16 protein-coding genes are annotated in these 16001 nt (G+C 39.2%); 9 read left to right on the top strand and 7 right to left on the bottom strand.

Annotated elements, in window-relative coordinates; genetic code table 11:
- Positions 1–753 (top strand): succinate dehydrogenase iron-sulfur subunit, encoded by a 753-nt coding sequence (gene sdhB, locus ACWM35_RS15090; RefSeq protein WP_454819619.1) that lies wholly within the window; start codon positions 1–3, stop codon positions 751–753.
- Between the two features lie 168 nt (positions 754–921).
- Positions 922–1947 (top strand): DUF418 domain-containing protein, encoded by a 1026-nt coding sequence (locus tag ACWM35_RS15085; RefSeq protein ID WP_454819618.1) that lies wholly within the window; start codon positions 922–924, stop codon positions 1945–1947.
- A 51-nt stretch (positions 1948–1998) separates the two neighbouring features.
- Here the strand turns inward: ACWM35_RS15085 and ACWM35_RS15080 are convergent, their stop codons facing one another.
- Both ACWM35_RS15080 and ACWM35_RS15075 read right to left on the bottom strand, forming a co-directional pair.
- Positions 1999–3846, bottom strand: coding sequence for an LTA synthase family protein (locus tag ACWM35_RS15080; RefSeq protein WP_454819617.1), 1848 nt, complete (start codon positions 3844–3846; stop codon positions 1999–2001).
- A 233-nt stretch (positions 3847–4079) separates the two neighbouring features.
- On the bottom strand, positions 4080–4274 hold the full coding sequence (locus tag ACWM35_RS15075; protein ID WP_454819616.1) for a hypothetical protein: 195 nt from the start codon (positions 4272–4274) through the stop codon (positions 4080–4082).
- Between the two features lie 385 nt (positions 4275–4659).
- Here ACWM35_RS15075 and ACWM35_RS15070 point away from each other — a divergent pair, with 385 nt between their 5' ends.
- Positions 4660–5931: an MFS transporter gene (locus ACWM35_RS15070; RefSeq protein ID WP_454819615.1), complete on the top strand. Its 1272-nt coding sequence runs from the start codon at positions 4660–4662 to the stop codon at positions 5929–5931.
- Positions 5932–5973: 42 nt separating this feature from the next.
- On the opposite strand, the gene ACWM35_RS15065 is transcribed toward ACWM35_RS15070, so the two are convergent.
- The 4 genes from ACWM35_RS15065 to ACWM35_RS15050 form a co-directional block, all read right to left on the bottom strand.
- Complete coding sequence (locus ACWM35_RS15065) at positions 5974–6747, bottom strand: ABC transporter permease (protein ID WP_454819614.1); 774 nt, start codon at positions 6745–6747, stop codon at positions 5974–5976.
- Positions 6744–7676 carry an ATP-binding cassette domain-containing protein gene (locus ACWM35_RS15060; protein ID WP_454819613.1) on the bottom strand — a complete coding sequence of 311 codons (933 nt, stop codon included), beginning with the start codon at positions 7674–7676 and terminating at the stop codon, positions 6744–6746. Before ACWM35_RS15060 ends, ACWM35_RS15065 begins: the two co-directional genes overlap by 4 nt.
- A 117-nt stretch (positions 7677–7793) precedes the next feature.
- Positions 7794–8393 carry a TetR/AcrR family transcriptional regulator gene (locus tag ACWM35_RS15055; RefSeq protein ID WP_454819612.1) on the bottom strand — a complete coding sequence of 200 codons (600 nt, stop codon included), beginning with the start codon at positions 8391–8393 and terminating at the stop codon, positions 7794–7796.
- 39 nt (positions 8394–8432) lie between these two features.
- Positions 8433–10166: an ABC transporter ATP-binding protein gene (locus ACWM35_RS15050; RefSeq protein ID WP_454819611.1), complete on the bottom strand. Its 1734-nt coding sequence runs from the start codon at positions 10164–10166 to the stop codon at positions 8433–8435.
- A 432-nt stretch (positions 10167–10598) separates the two neighbouring features.
- Between ACWM35_RS15050 and ACWM35_RS15045 the strand changes: the two genes are divergently transcribed.
- The 3 genes from ACWM35_RS15045 to ACWM35_RS15035 are packed head-to-tail and all read left to right on the top strand — an operon-like array spanning position 10599 to position 11962.
- Positions 10599–10928 (top strand): PadR family transcriptional regulator, encoded by a 330-nt coding sequence (locus tag ACWM35_RS15045; protein WP_454819610.1) that lies wholly within the window; start codon positions 10599–10601, stop codon positions 10926–10928.
- Positions 10925–11323, top strand: coding sequence for a permease prefix domain 1-containing protein (locus ACWM35_RS15040; RefSeq protein ID WP_454819609.1), 399 nt, complete (start codon positions 10925–10927; stop codon positions 11321–11323). The genes ACWM35_RS15045 and ACWM35_RS15040 overlap by 4 nt, the downstream gene beginning before the upstream one ends.
- A gap of 6 nt (positions 11324–11329) precedes the next feature.
- Positions 11330–11962 (top strand): hypothetical protein, encoded by a 633-nt coding sequence (locus ACWM35_RS15035; RefSeq protein ID WP_454819608.1) that lies wholly within the window; start codon positions 11330–11332, stop codon positions 11960–11962.
- A gap of 23 nt (positions 11963–11985) precedes the next feature.
- On the opposite strand, the gene ACWM35_RS15030 is transcribed toward ACWM35_RS15035, so the two are convergent.
- Positions 11986–12576 (bottom strand): undecaprenyl-diphosphatase, encoded by a 591-nt coding sequence (locus ACWM35_RS15030; RefSeq protein WP_454819607.1) that lies wholly within the window; start codon positions 12574–12576, stop codon positions 11986–11988.
- Positions 12577–12837: 261 nt separating this feature from the next.
- Between ACWM35_RS15030 and ACWM35_RS15025 the strand changes: the two genes are divergently transcribed.
- The 3 genes from ACWM35_RS15025 to ACWM35_RS15015 all read left to right on the top strand — a co-directional run bounded on the left by ACWM35_RS15025 (position 12838) and on the right by ACWM35_RS15015 (position 15972).
- Positions 12838–13446: a hypothetical protein gene (locus tag ACWM35_RS15025; RefSeq protein ID WP_454819606.1), complete on the top strand. Its 609-nt coding sequence runs from the start codon at positions 12838–12840 to the stop codon at positions 13444–13446.
- 30 nt (positions 13447–13476) lie between these two features.
- Positions 13477–15417, top strand: a complete 1941-nt coding sequence (locus ACWM35_RS15020; protein WP_454819605.1) for an LTA synthase family protein — start codon at positions 13477–13479, stop codon at positions 15415–15417.
- Positions 15418–15525: 108 nt separating this feature from the next.
- Positions 15526–15972 (top strand): LPXTG cell wall anchor domain-containing protein, encoded by a 447-nt coding sequence (locus ACWM35_RS15015; protein WP_454819604.1) that lies wholly within the window; start codon positions 15526–15528, stop codon positions 15970–15972.
- Positions 15973–16001: the final 29 nt, after the last annotated feature.

Here is a 16001-nt window from a genome sequence, read left to right as displayed (position 1 = left end):
ATGTCGGATACAGGGAAGAAAATTCATTTAATTATTACTAGACAAACAGATTCGCAGTCTGCTCCCTATACGGAAGAATTTATGGTTCCTTATCGCTCAAATATGAACATCATTTCAGCTTTAATGGAAATTCAAAAGAATCCGATTAATACAAAAGGTGAACCATCGACCCCGGTTATCTGGGAATCAGTTTGCTTGGAAGAAGTTTGTGGTGCCTGCTCCATGGTGATCAATGGAAAGCCACGTCAAGCCTGTTCTTCTTTGATTGACCAGTTGGAGCAGCCAATTCGGATTGAACCATTGGCAACCTTCCCGGTTATGCGGGATTTAACCGTTGACCGTTCACGGATGTTTGATGCTTTGAAAAAGGTCAAAGCCTGGATTCCGATTGATGGAACATATGATTTAGGACCGGGACCAAGAATGCCTGAGAAAACTAGGCAGTGGGCGTATGAATTATCAAAATGTATGACCTGTGGCTGCTGCCTTGAGGCATGTCCAAACGTCAATGATAAATCTGATTTTATCGGACCAGCACCATTATCACAGGTTCGCTTATTCAATGCTCATCCAACTGGAGAAATGAATAAAGAAGAACGACTTGCGGCATTAATGGGCGAAGGAGGAATCACCTCCTGCGGCAACTCACAAAACTGCGTCGAAGTATGCCCGAAAGGCATCCCACTCACCACATCGATCGCCGCCCTAAACCGACAAGTAACCCTGCAGTCATTTAAGAACTTCTTTGGGTGAGGTTTTAGAGGTTTAGGTGCCTGTCACCGTTCGTGGACAGTGTCCACCCCAGATGGACACTAAGCAAAGTTTTGATTAAAAAGTGAATTTAATTTTAATTGTTGGAGCTGTTGGGAATTGTAATCCTGACAGCTCTTTTTTGGTAAGATTGGGTGGAGGGGGGATTGGATGATTCCGATTGAGGGAAATAGACGGATTGAGGTTCTTGATTATTTACGGGGTTTTGCGTTGCTTGGGATTATTTTAGTGAATATTATTCCATTGTTAGCTGTTGGGCTGCCTGCTCCAGGATCGGTGGATGCTTCTTATCAAAGATTTCTCTTTTTGTTTGTCGAGGGCAGATTTTATACGCTTTTTTCGTTTTTGTTTGGGGTTGGCTTTTATCTATTTATCTCAAGGGCCAACGCAAAAGGGAAAAATGGATATATCCTGTTTTTGCGCAGGCTTGTTGCTTTATTTGTATTTGGTTTCATTCATGTCAAGTTTCATCCGGGAGAGGCTTTGACGGTTTATGCCGCTGTCGGCTTCATCCTACTGCCCTTCTATAAAGTGAATAAGTGGGTAAATCTCATCATCAGCTTATTACTCTTACTAGTAAGCGGCGTTCTCGGAGTTAAAGTATTTATGGTCATTCCTTTAATCCTACTTGGTATTGCAGTAGGACAATTTCACTTTTTTGAGAATATCAATGATAAAACAAAAAAAATAGCTATTTTCACTGCGATTATCCTTATCATCAGCGTGGTAGGACTCATTTATCAATATAAAAATGCGCCATCGCTTCCGTTTGAGTTTTGGGGCGGAGACGCGTCGGCCTATCTTTTTAAAAGTATTGGAATTATGATTGGACCTTTGGTATCGGCTCTATATGTTGGGTTGTTGATACTGCTCTTACAAATTCCGTTAGTACAAAGACTGTTGTCCCCGCTAAAAAACTATGGCCGGATGGCGCTGACAAATTATGTTTCCCAAACATTACTAATCTACCTAGCGGGAAACCTATTTCAGTTATATGGACAAATTTCGTATCTGCAATCACTAATCGTATGTATCGTCATCTATGTGATACAGCTTTTATTCACCACCATTTGGTTGCGCTATTTCAGCTTTGGTCCACTCGAATGGATTTGGCGGATGATTACATACATAGAAGTACCACCTATGAAAAAACAATTAAAAGAGAAAGGGGTCTAAAATTTAGACCCCTCTTTCGTCGAATGCAAACCTTTCATCCATGTCCTATCGTCATTGATTGGTTTGGTTGTTTCGAATATAGTCCGAGTACTCCATGATTAAGATCGTGTTATCGATTTTTTCTTGAAGACCTTCGGCATTTTTCTTTTTCTTCATTGTTTTTCGGTCATATAAGGAGGCTGGCAGCTTTGCACTAGGCGCCATGTAAAAGGTTTTGTCACTGATAAATGATCCTCCAGGCAGATAATAACGCATTCCGAGCAAATTCTTCTTGTACTGAAATAAATTGTGTCCCATCATTTGCGTCTCATGCTCTACCCCCATCAGGTTTAAAAGGGTAGGCATCAAATCAATTTGACCGCCAAGATGGGAATAGGTTTCTCCGTTAAATAGGCCAGGGGCGGTAAAAAGAACAGGAATCACAAAGCGGTCCTGCATCGTATACTCATGTCCTAATGTCTCTTTTAATAAGACTTTATCTTGTTCCGTCACCGGTGCCCCATGCAGTCCGGAATGATCACCGTATATAAGTATCAGCGATTCATCATAAATCTCCATTTTCTTCAGGTGATCGATGAATAATCCAATTTGTTCATCTGTGTAGCGAACGGCCTGAAAATAGTTGCCGACATATGTTCCTTCATATTTAGCTGGTAATTCCAGCATTTTATACTCAGTTGGCATTTCAAAAGGAGTATGGTTGGTTAAGGTAATAATATTCGAATACATTCTTTCATGGTTTTTCAATTGCTTTGGCAACTGTGACTCAACATAATTGAATAACACTTCATCTGCTGGGCCAAAGCCAATTTCTTTTTCATTTGGTATTTCATTGCTCGTGTAAACATAGTCGAAGCCGAGTGCAGGGTATAGCTTATCCCGACTCCAATAAGTAATATCGTCAGCATGATAGGTTGCTGTCCCATAGCCATGCTTTTTCAATGTGCGGGTGAGCGAAGGGATTTCACTGCCGTCAATCGTATTAACCGTTGGGTCCATCCCTTCTGGGTAAAGGGAAGTATGCAACAGCCATTCTGCATCAGATGTATTGCCAGCGCCGATTTGCTGGTAAACATTATCGAAATAGGCACTTTCCTTTAGCAATGCATTTATATTTGGCGTAATTTCCTGCCCATTGATTTTTTGATTAATCGCAAATTCTTGCAGTGACTCGACTTGAATGATAAATAGATGACGATTTTTTGCAATACCAAAGCTCTTGTGCTCTGGAGCAGGGACAAATTTATTCCCTTTTAACTTTTCCAGTTGTTTTTCTGACATATGCTCCTGGCTGGCAAGGGCTGTCCCGATACTATTTTCAAAGGCTTGAACAATTTGGGACTGAATATAGCCATGCTTTTTGGCAAAATAAGAGACATCGATTAATGGATAGAAAAAGGCAATCACGGTTGTTAGTAAGCCGACACAACTAAAAGAAATCGCCCACCTTTTTGCATTTGCAAAGGAGGCAGACCTTTTGGTGAGAAACCAAATCAGCGGCAGGGCTAAAACGACATCTAAGAAAAATAAGAAATCAAATGGACTTCCCAGCAAGGCAACTGTCCCACCAACGGAATTGGATTGATAGATTTGTTTCACATCATAATAGGATGGAACCGTTGAAAAATAACGCGTGTAATACAGGACAACGATAAACAAAACAGATAGGATAAAATGATAGCTCCAGATGGCTAGCCAGGTGCGTTTTTTGAAGATCATGATAAGTAACATCAAGAATAGTCCCCACATCGGAAACTCAATAAGCAGGACATGGAAAAATGACTTGTTATCAAATATCACAACCTGAAAAGCAGTAAGTTTTATAAACAGCACTAATAAAAGTAATGTAATGGGATGGAGTAAATATTCCTTCATTTTAAGAAACCAATTTTTTTTCATAAATAGACACCTCTAAAAAAACCTCTTCTCTCTTAAACTTATCAAATCAACTGCCACTCTATCAACCAATATCTAGCAATAGACCTGTAATTTTATTCAACATCTTAAACAACCACATTGGAAAAAACTAATCAAACGTTTGATTAGATTGGCCAAAACCTTGATATAAATGGCTTGGATCAATTAATCAAACGTTTGTTTGAATTTTTTATTTTGTTTTTGAAACTGAAAAATTAAGTTTCATAGGCATCGATGAATTGCTTTTCTTTTTCAACCTCGATCGCAGAGACAATGTAGGCAAATCCATTCATTAAAAAGTAAATCATATTGGATTGAACCTGTTCATGTTCGCCTAAATACGTATTTATTATTGTACAGACTGAAAAGAAAATAACAAACAATAAAGCAATTTTATTCAAAATGATCATCGTCTCACACCCCATTCGTTAAAGTTCTTATAATGTACCACTGCGTAACCCTTATTTTTAGATATGGGGATATATGCTGTTTTATTACAAAAAAATAAATGATAACACTATACATTCCAGTAGCTTCTCTGATATAATTAAAAGGAACACTTGTTCTTGTTGTTAGAGATTTTCAAAGCACCAGACCTTTACAAAATAATGGATTAGAAAGTTCTCATCCATGGGGATGAATGCTATAACGAAATGGATATTTCGTCAAAATTTGTTGGAAAAAAAATTGACCCTGCCGTTACGTAATGCTGTATAGTATCTTGAGTACGGTCAATAATGAATTTATGTATATGAATGAAAAGTATGATTACAGATTTGGAGAGGCAGGGATAGGATGGAAAATCATAATAATGAAGGAGTATCCACGATGCCGGCAGGAAACATATTTTCTAATCGAATTGTATTAGCGATAATGAGCTCAAATTTCTTGCTGCAGCTTGGTATATGGATAAGAAATTTCGCGATTCTACTATATGTAACAGAGATAACGAATAACGATCCAGTTTATGTATCGTTGATTTCGGTAGTAGAGTTTGCACCCATTTTTATTTTTTCATTTATCGGTGGTACTTTCGCAGATCGATGGAAGCCAAAACTTACTATGGTTAGTTGCGATTTGTTATCTGCAGTTTCTATTGGACTAGTTTTAATAGCACTTATTTACGGTTCTTGGCAGGCTATCTTTTTAGCAACCTTAGTATCTGCGATTCTTTCACAATTCTCGATGCCTTCCGCAATGAAGCTGTTAAAGCAGCATGTACCTGGTGAGCAATTGCAATCTGTTATGGCGATGTTTCAATCATTGATGGCCATCTTTATGGTCATTGGTCCTGTAATTGGAACACTTATTTATCAACAGTATGGGATCTATATCTCAATCGCAGTAATGGGTGTTATGTTCTTACTATCAGCTCTTGTATTAATGGTCCTTCCACCTGATTTAGAAAAGGAAAAGTCCGAAGGTCAAAATAATTTTAAGAAAGAGCTTGCAGATGGATTCCGTTACGTAATGTCAAAAAAAATACTGAAATCAATGGGTGGTATATTTGCAGTATGTGGTCTAGCGGTAGGGCTTATTTCTCCTCTAGCTATTTTTGTAACGATGGAATTACTTGGGATGCCTAAGGAAAGTCTTCAGTGGTTATTAATGGCGAATGGCGCTGGGATGTTACTTGGCGGTGGTATTGTAATGGCTTTCTCCAAGAAAATTTCCCCACAAAAACTTCTAGCGCTTGGAATTTTCGCCAGTATGATCTTTACGATTAGTATAGGCTGGTCAACGAGCATCGTGGTAACACTTGTGTTACAGGTATTGAACGGGATGTTCTTTCCATGTATTCATATTGGGATTAACACGATTATCCTTAAATATTCAGAAGAAGCATTTATCGGGCGCGTAAACGGTGTTCTAAGTCCATTGTTTATGGGGATGATGGTCATCGGAATGTCGGTTTCAGGATTGGTAAAAGTTCCGCTGACTTTATCCGGTGTTTATACCCTATCAGGTGTTTTATTCCTGATTGGCTCGCTATTGGTTGTTCCGCTTTTTAAAATAAAAGAAGAAGGCGCAGCGGTTTCTATTTCAGAGAAGCAACCACAAACATAGATGGAAAAGGTGCATGAAGATTAGATTCATGCACCTTTTCTATTAAATTCTTTTTCTTCTGCTAAAAATAATCATCGCTGCAGTAAATGACACAACTAGCATTATTCCAAACCAAGAAAACGCCATCCATGAATTTCCTCCAATTGGTGTTCCAATGAGAAGGCCGCGTAATGTTTCAATAAGAGGTGTCATAGGCTGATTGTCAGCAAAACCATGAAGCCAAGAGGGCATCGTTTCAGTCGGAACAAAGGCGCTGCTCACGTAAGGTAAGAACATAATGAAAAAAGAAAATGAGCTGGCTGTTTCAACGGTTTTGGCAAGTAAACCAAATACCACGGATAGCCAGCTAATCGCTAGTAGAAATAAGCTAAGAAAACCAATTACACTAAGCCAGTCTAGCCATCCTGCATTTGGCCTGAAGCCAACCAACAAGGCAACAATGATTACCAATGCTGTACTGATAAGATTACGAACGAAGCTCCCGGCCACATGACCAACTAAGAGAGAGGAGGGGTGGAGTGGCATACTGCGAAAACGTTCAAAAAGTCCGCCTACCATATCCTGGCAAACACTCATGGCTGTTGTTGAGCTTCCGTAGCCAACACAAGTAATAATAATGCCAGGGACAATATAATTCACATACTCCGATCCCGTTTGAATAGCACCTCCGAATACGAAAACGAACATCAGCATAAGGATGATAGGTAAAGCGATACTCAAAAACAAGGAATCTGGATGACGTAAAATATGCTTGAGATTGCGTCTGAACATCGTCCAACCATCACTTAGAACCCAATATAGTCTTGATAAAATCACTGTCCATCCACTCCTTTACTGCGGTTTGTTAAATGCAAGAAGACATCATCGAGTGTTGGTTTGCGAAAATGAATATCATCCGCTGCGATTCCATGTTCATGCAAATCATTGAGGATTTGCCGCAGGCTTTCCATCGAGCCATCGGAGGTTAAGGCAATGCTTTGATTAGTTTCATTCGTATGGCCTTTTAACAGCGTTTGCGCTTTTTGAAGCATGGTCTTGCTAGAAAATTTGATCTCTAGTTTTTCTTCACCAACGATCCGTTTTAACTCATCAGCCGTTCCTTCTGCAACAATTTTCCCGCCGTCCATCACCGCAATTTTATCGGCCAGTCGTTCCGCTTCTTCTAAATACTGTGTCGTTAAAAAGATGGTCACCCCGCTGTTTGCCAGCCCTTGAATTAAACTCCACATATTCAGCCTGCTGCGCGGGTCCAGTCCTGTTGTAGGTTCATCTAAGAAAATAATCTGAGGGGTGGAGAGTAGACTGATCGCAATATCAAGCCTTCTCCGCATACCACCTGAATAGGTTTTGGCAGGCTGTTTTGCGGCTTCCACTAAATCGAATTGCTCTAATAATTCTTTTGAACGTGCTTTAACAGTACGGCGGTCAAGGTGATTTAAACGCCCCATCATTTGGAGATTTTCCTCGCCAGTAAGCAGCTCATCAACAGCGGCATATTGCCCTGTTAAACTGATCATTTTTCGAATTGAGGGAGCATGTTCCCTGCAATCAAATCCAGCAATGGTTGCAGTACCGCCATCAGGATGAATTAAGGTGGATAAAATTCGGACAGTCGTTGTTTTTCCAGCGCCATTTTCACCCAGTAAGGCAAAAATTGACCCTCGATTTACATCAAAGCTGAGTCCATTCAAAACGGTTTTCTTTCCGTAGTTTTTCTTTAGCTCTTTCACCGAAATAAGGCCCATTAATTTGACCTCCTTTAAACTTTTTTGATTGAATCATTCAGTCAATCTTAGAATAAAAGGTAACCCAGTTTTTGTCAACGGAGAATTTTGTTGAAAAAAGCTGGGTTTAATTATTTGCTAACGAACCGTAAACATCCTAATCAGAAGGGCTATTTTTCGATCAATATTTTCTTGCCACCATGGTAAATCATCTGACATGATTCCCGAAACAACAGTTAAGAAAAGTTCGAGCAATTCTTCAGGATCTCCTTCGATTATTTCGCCCATTTTCTGTCCTTCGATAAAGAGCGGAAGAAGTTTTTTTATGTACAGTTCACCTGAATATTCAATAAGATCTTGAGTTTGTTTAGGTATTGGATTACTTAAGCGAGACAGATGTTGAATAATCCGAAAGATATCGCTATTACCTTCAGATAAGCCAATCTTTAGGAACTGCTTAATTTTACCTAATGGAGTCAGTTCCAAGGCGTCAATTTCTTGAAGGATTTCGTTCGTGCCACCGGCCATCTTCCATTCAAGACTGGAATGGAGCACTTCTTCTTTGGATTTAAAATAGTGATATAGTAAGCCATGACTGATTCCGGCTTCAGCGGCAATCATACTGATTTTCGTCAATTTAATCCCATTTTCAGCAAATACCTTTAAAGCAGCAGTCATAATTTGATTCTTGCGATCATTACGAATTTGTTCTAATTGATCTTCGTTTAAGGGGGCCACTTAAATCAAAACTCCTCAATATATGATAAAACTATTTTATCATGCCAGTTGCTGCTCTGCGAATTCTCGATATAAGTTATGGGATCTTGTTAGTTCTAGATGAGTTCCAATTCCAGTAACTTGGCCTTTTTCGATGAAAATAATTTTATCTGCGTCCACGATCGTTGATAAGCGGTGGGCGATAACAAAGGTCGTTCGTCCTTCCATTAATCGGGTGAGGGCTTGTTGAACGATTCCTTCCGACTGGCTGTCTAAGCTGGCTGTTGCTTCGTCCATCATAAGAATTTTTGGATCTCGTAAAAAGGCACGAGCGATGGCGATCCGCTGTCTTTGCCCGCCCGATAATTTCACCCCGCGCTCTCCAACCTCTGTGTCCAACCCATTAGGGAATGATTGAATAAACTCATCGGCATAGGCCATTTTTGTCACTTCCCATAAACGTTCATCAGAAATTGTGGCGCTATCTTCTAGCCCATAACATAAATTCTCGCGAATGGTTCCTGCCATCATCGCGCTTTCCTGTGAAACATAGCCAATTTGCCGGCGCCATGTGGTTAGTGAAAGCTGAGAGATTGGCGTATCTCCAATTAGAATCTCACCCGTAGATGGCTCATAGAATCGTTCTAGCAACCCGAACATGGTTGTTTTTCCGCTGCCGCTTGGACCGGCAAAGGCAATCATTTCGCCTGGCTCTGCATCAAATGAAACATTTTCAAGGACGGGTTCCTCGTCGTAATAACGAAAAGTTATGTTTTTGACATGAATTGATTTATTCGTAATATCCATTTCCACACCATGCTGACCTTCTTCTAGAGGTAGATTAAGAATATCGATAATCCGCTCCGTTGCGCCTTTGGCTTTTTGTAGCTGGGTGAAAAACATGGCAAAGGAAGTAATGGGAAAAATGATTTGGAAAAGGTAGAGCAAGAAGGCTACAAGGGAACCAGTGGACATCGTCCCATTGGCAACACGCATCCCGCCGTATCCGATAATCATCACGATAACCATCATAATGACAAGGTACATGATTGGGGCAATGAATGCTGTAATCCGTGCTTCTTTAAGGCCAAAGCTGAGTAATTTATCAATTCCATTTAAGCCTTTGGTTTCTTCATGATGTTCAGCTGTGGATGATTTCATCAGGCGAATTTCACTCAACGTTTGCTGGATACTCCCTGTGAAAGTGGCCGTCTCATTTTGCAAACCACGAGAGATTTTCGCCATCTGCTTTCCAAGTGGTGTCATAATCGCAATGGTGACAGGCACCGAGATGAGCATCAATAACGTCATTTTCCAATCCATGATGAGTAGGATGATGACGGCACCAATAATCGAGATGATCCCTGTTATAAATTGAGGGAAGTGACTGGTGATTAACTCGCGGACCACACTAGTATCGTTAACGACCCGACTGACGTTTTCACCGCTTGACTGTTTATCAAAATAGCTCACAGGTAAACGGATTAATTTTACCCACATCCGTTCACGTAATCTCGCAACAATTTTTTGTCCGACGTAGCTAAGGAGATAGATAGAGATGCCATTGATGACGGCTTGAGCAATGAAGGCTGCTCCAATGCCAATCATGAGCGGGACACTTAACGATGATACCGAAAAACCGTCTACTAAATTTTTGGTTAGGACCGGTACAAGCAGGCCTGCTAGAGTGGTCAGGAGGCTAGCTGTTAATCCAATACTTAGTGCGAGTTTTGGTATTTTTGTAGATAGAATAAGAGAGAAAAACGGCTTTAAGCCATCTTGTTTCGAGTTCATTCTAACGACCTCATTCCATTTAAAAAAGTTTTTCCATAGCCAATGATACTGGTTACGTGACCGAAAACGCAAACAAGAAGGGGTTACGGTAACATAAAGGGTGTCTACGTGCCCGAAAAGGTGATCAAGATGCGGGATCGGTCACGTAAAGAGTGTCTACGAGCCCGAAAAAGCAAATAAGAAGGGGATGTGGTCACGTAAAGCTTGCCTACATGCCCGAAAAGGTGATCATGAAGCGGTTACGGTCACGTAAAGGGTGTCTATGTGCCCGAAAAAGCAAACAAGAAGAAACGAAAACGGTCACATAAAAGGGCTATTTTCAATGAAGGAGTCTTTTTTTTACATTTTTTAAAAATTACTTTGACAGATAGAGTAATTTTCAGTAAGATTACTCTATCAGATAGAATAGTGAAAAATCAAGGAAGTGACACCATGCTAAGAAGTGATACTATTCGTGGTCATTTGGATTCGCTAATTTTGCGGCTGATTTTTGAACAAGACAGATACGGATATGAAATCTCGAAGGAAATTAGCCAGCGGACAGATAATCGTTTTCAAATTAAAGAGGCGACACTATACGCGGTATTTCAGCGGCTTGAGAAAAAGGAATTGATTGAATCGTATATGGGCAGTGTTTCTCAAGGCGGGAAGAGGAAGTATTACCGAATTACAACACTAGGCAAAGCCTATTTAAAAGAATTGATCGAGGAATGGAAAGAAACGAAGGAAGTTCTTGATTTATTTTTGGAGGGATTAACGTGAAGAAGTTGAAAAATCATGTCGATGAGTTATTTAAAGATGTCCCGGAAAGTGAAGAAAAAACAGCGATTATGCAAGAAGTATTAGAAAATCTAGAAGAAAAAGTGTGGGATCTGATGGCTCAAGGGAAAGAAGAAGAGGATGCCATCAATAAAGCAATTGTAGATTTTGGTGACATTGAAGAAATTAAAAACGAACTAGGCTCCAAGCAGCCGGTTAAGAAAGATACAAAGAAACTTAACTTAAGCTTTTCGGTCTGGGGCAGCCTATTGATCATTGCTTTGTTTATCTTTATTAATTTCTATTACACGCCGCGAACAATCTGGTTTGTTTACCCAACCTTTGCGGTATTATGGTGGCCGTTAGCGATGTATTTTAGCTGGCAGCGTTCAAGGTAGGGAGGGATGAAAGTGAAGAAATTGGATATGGGTTTTGCAGTCGCAGGAAGCGTCATGACGATTATCTTTTTAATGATCGTAAATTTTATTACCAGCCCTAGCTACTCGTGGTTTATTTACCCCGCCTTTGCCGTTGCATTCATGGTTATCGGTTTGTATAGTTTGATGAACAGGATGCATAAACAGCTGTCTATTTCTTATAGTGTGCTTATCATAACATTCTTGATCGTGACAAACTATCTCAATACACCAGACTATCCATGGTTTCTCTATGCGGTTTTTCCAATTCTTTGGTGGCCGATTCTAGTTCATTTAGGTGACCGTGCCGGTTCGATGAAAGTGGCTGTGATTGGAAGCTCAAGCATCATTCTTTATTATGTCATCCTAAATATTTTTCTTGCACCTGGATATCTTTGGGCGATCTACCCTGCCTTTGCGGTATTATGGTGGCCGCTATCGCTCTATCATGCTGGAAAAAGAGCCTATTTCGAATTCTCTGTTCATGCGAGTCTATTAATTACGGTATTCTTTATTACGGTGAATCTTATTTCAACACCAACGACCATTTGGGCCGTATATCCCATCTTTGTGGTATTATGGTGGCCATTAAGTATGTACTATTTTGTGTATAAAAGATAAAAAAACGCTCAATTGAGCGTTTTTTAAAATTCTTTAGATTTACCTTTAGCTGGTAGTATAGCCCGTTCAGCTTTCTCATAAATAGCTAATAATTTTTGAATGACTTGTAGTCTAGGTACAATGTTGTAAACAAATGCCGCAGCAAGAGCGCTAATGACAGCACCGACGAAAACATCGGCTGGGTAATGAACGCCTACCCAAATCCTCGAAGTGCCTACAAGGAATGCCAACAAGATCCATAAGAATCCCCAACCTTTTTTAAAAAGCCAAAACGTCACACAAAAAGAAAAGAACAAAATCGTATGGTCACTCGGAAAGGAATTATCAACGGCTTTTTCGATGAGTTTATTCACATTCGACAGCTCCGCAAACGGATTTTGATTGGAATGGATTTTCCCGGCTAGTTTTCCGATGATTTCAGCGAGAATGAAAGAGAAACCTCCACAAATCACCATCATCCGATTTGTGTTTTTTCGGGTAAACCAAAATACAATAACGGACAAAGCTAGGAAAAGTACCATATATTCTGCAATGATTACCATCGAAGGATTCACCGCTGGGAATTCTTTACCTAAATCATTAATCATTCTAAATAACTCGATATTAAAATCCATATAAAATTTCCTCCTTGAAGGGTACTGATACAAGGAGTATATTTCAATCGTTTAGGGCGAGGAATGGCGTAACCTTACACGATTCTTACAGTTTTGTAAGCTTAAAAATCACCTTCGGATGCAGGGTGATTTTTTTATGCTGAACGATAAAAAACTCGGACTTAGGTCTTAGAGGATTTTACTTCTGTAGATAGGTTAATAATATGATAATTTTTTATATGCTTAATATACCTTCTAGAAAGTTGAAATGGGGGTTTCAAAATGGAAGTGTATATTGTTCTTACTGATACCGGGACATTATTAACAAAAATGATCAAACAGGTTACGAAGCAGCCATTAAATCATGCTTCGATTGCTTTTACAAAAGAATTAGACACGGCGGTTAGCTTCGGACGGAAAAGTGTAAACAACCCTTTTATCGGAGGATTTGTTAGAGAAGAGATGAAGGGGAAGTTATTCAATAAAGCAACCTGTGCAATCTACAGCTGTTCTGTTTCAGAATTTGAATTTGAGCAGATGCAGCAGTTCGTTCAACAAATCGAACAACAACAGCAAAACTATAAATATAATTTTATCGGGCTATTCGGAGTACTGCTGAATAAAAAGATTAATAGAAAAAGAGCTTTCTTTTGTTCAGAATTTGTAACCACGGTTTTAAATAACGGTGGAATATCGATTAAGAATAAACCTGCTTGTTTAGTCAAACCTGGCGATTTTATGGATTGTCACGATTTTCGCTTAGTCTATCAGGGGCAGCTAAGTTCCTACATTTCAATACATGATCATAGTAGAGAGATTGCAAGGGAGTCGGAAAAAGATCGCAGATTTCTACAATTTGATTTGTTTAAACTAACAAAATATCTTGTTTAATAAACTTTATTTTTTGAGGTTGGTGAAAAAGTGAATTTCATAGTAAACAAAGGCTCAAGTATTTTCCATAAATATGTTGGCTTTTTCTTTTTGGCAGTATTTTTCCTCTGGATGAAAACCTATATCGTTCAAGTTTCTCAGTTTGATTTGGGAATCGAAAGTACATTACAACAGTTTCTTTTATTTATCAATCCTTTAGGATCGTCCTTGCTGTTTTTAGGCTTTGCTTTTCTTTTTAAAGGGAGAAAAAAATATATTTGGCTGTTAATTATTGATTCGCTCTTATCGTTTCTACTATATGCCAATATTTTATATTATCGATTTTTTAATGATTTTATTACCTTGCCCACTTTAACGCAGACGCAAAATTTTGGGGATGTCAGTAGTAGTGTTCTAACCTTATTAAAACCTTATGACTTTTTATTTTTCATTGATATCATTGTCCTAACCGCATTACTTACTTTTCGGTTTGTGAAGATGGAAGTCAAGGACATGAGTCGTCGGAAAGTGGCCGCTTTATTTTCAATTGCAATGGCCTTTACTTTCATGAATTTAGGCTTAGCAGAAGAAGACCGTCCACAATTATTGACAAGAGGTTTTGATCGGAATTACATTGTGAAATATTTAGGTATTTACAATTACACCATTTATGATGCTGTCAAAAGTACGCAAGCCTCTGCACAAAGGGCGATGGCGGATAGTGATGACATGACAGAAGTAATTAACTATACGAAGTCCAATTATGCCGGGCCCAATCCAGCCTATTTCGGGACCGGAAAAGGGATGAATGTAATTTATTTACATCTTGAATCAATGCAAAACTTTCTTATTGATTACAAGTTGAATGGAGAAGAAGTAACACCGTTTTTAAATTCTTTGACAAGGGAAGAAAATACAATGTATTTTGATAATTTCTTCCACCAAACGGCACAAGGGAAAACGTCTGATGCCGAATTTATGCTGGAAAATTCACTCTATGGATTGCCAGAAGGTTCAGCTTTTACTAGGAAGGGTTTAAACACGTACCAAGCGGCACCTGCGATATTAGACCCTCTTGGCTATACATCGGCGGTGTTTCACGGGAATTCAGGAAGCTTCTGGAATCGGAATGAGATTTATAAATCATTTGGCTATCACCACTTTTTTGATGCGGATTTCTATGAAATGAATCCCGAAGACTTGGCCGATTATGGGCTAATGGATAAGCCGTTCTTCGAGCAATCCATACCGCTCTTGGAGTCTTTGCCTGAACCATTTTACACAAAATTTATGACCGTTTCGCACCATTATCCATATCCAATTGAGGAAAGTATTGCGACAATTGCCCCACATACAACGGGGGATAAATCTGTCGATACCTACTTCCAGACAGCACGATATGCAGATGAAGCATTGGAACAATTCTTTGCCTACTTAAAGGAATCAGGTCTTTATGATCGTTCGATTATTGTTATGTACGGTGACCATTATGGTATTTCCGAAAATCATAATAAAGCGATGGAAATGGTCCTTGGAAAAGAAATCGATTCGTTTGAAAGTTCCGGTCTGCAACGTGTCCCATTATTGATTCGTGTGCCTGGTATAGATGGCGGAATTCATCACGAGTACGGTGGACAAGTCGATTTACTTCCGACACTTCTTCACCTGCTGGGAATCGATACAAAAGATTATGTGCAATTCGGGACAGACCTATTGTCGGAACATCATGATGATATCATCCCATTCCGAAATGGTGAATTTGTAAGTTCTACTTTCACATTCACTGACGGTAAATATTATGATTCAAAAACTGGAATTGAATTAGACGAGGAAAGACAAGCTAAGGCGAAAGAATATGGGGAAATCGTAGAACAAAAACTGGCTCTTTCAGATAAGGTAGTCAATGGTGATCTCTTACGCTTTTACACTCCTAAAACGTTCACGCCGGTTGATCGGACACGTTATGACTATAATAATATTTTGAATAAATAAAAGTAAAACATCTCTCGATTAATCGGGGGATGTTTTTGTGTAACTCTGATAAGGTTATTCAAGTCTATATATTTATAGAAGGAATTTTTTATAAAAGGAGAATGTGAAATGAAGTGGAAGCTGTTAATAACATTGTTAATAGGTTTTTGCTTGTCTTTATTCTCGGCCGGGAGTACGTTTGCGGAAGCTGAGGACATGATTAACAAACAAAAAGAAGTGGATGATTATGTTTTTGTCCAGCATTCAGATGAATTAGCAGAAAAGGGAATTACGGTTACCCATACTGCACCACTTGAAAATACCGTTGAGATTGGAATCACTCCTTATTCAGAAGAAAACGTAAACTATTTGAAGGAGATTCTTGGTGCCGATATGGTTACAATTGTAGAGGGGATACAAGCTGTTCCGCTGAACCAAACAAGTGAACCATTTGACACGGAAACATTTGTTGAAAGTGCAACTTCCAAGAATCTTCTATATCTGCTAGCAGGAATCGTTGTATTGACAGGTCTCGGTTTTGTTTTATTCATGAAAAAAAGACGAACGGCGATTTGAAAATGAGGAAGACATCTCTCAAAGATTCG

The organism is Neobacillus sp. K501, assembly GCF_053749995.1.
The sequence above is the reverse complement of the archived record's forward strand: the minus strand, read 5'-3'. Positions and strand labels throughout refer to the sequence as shown.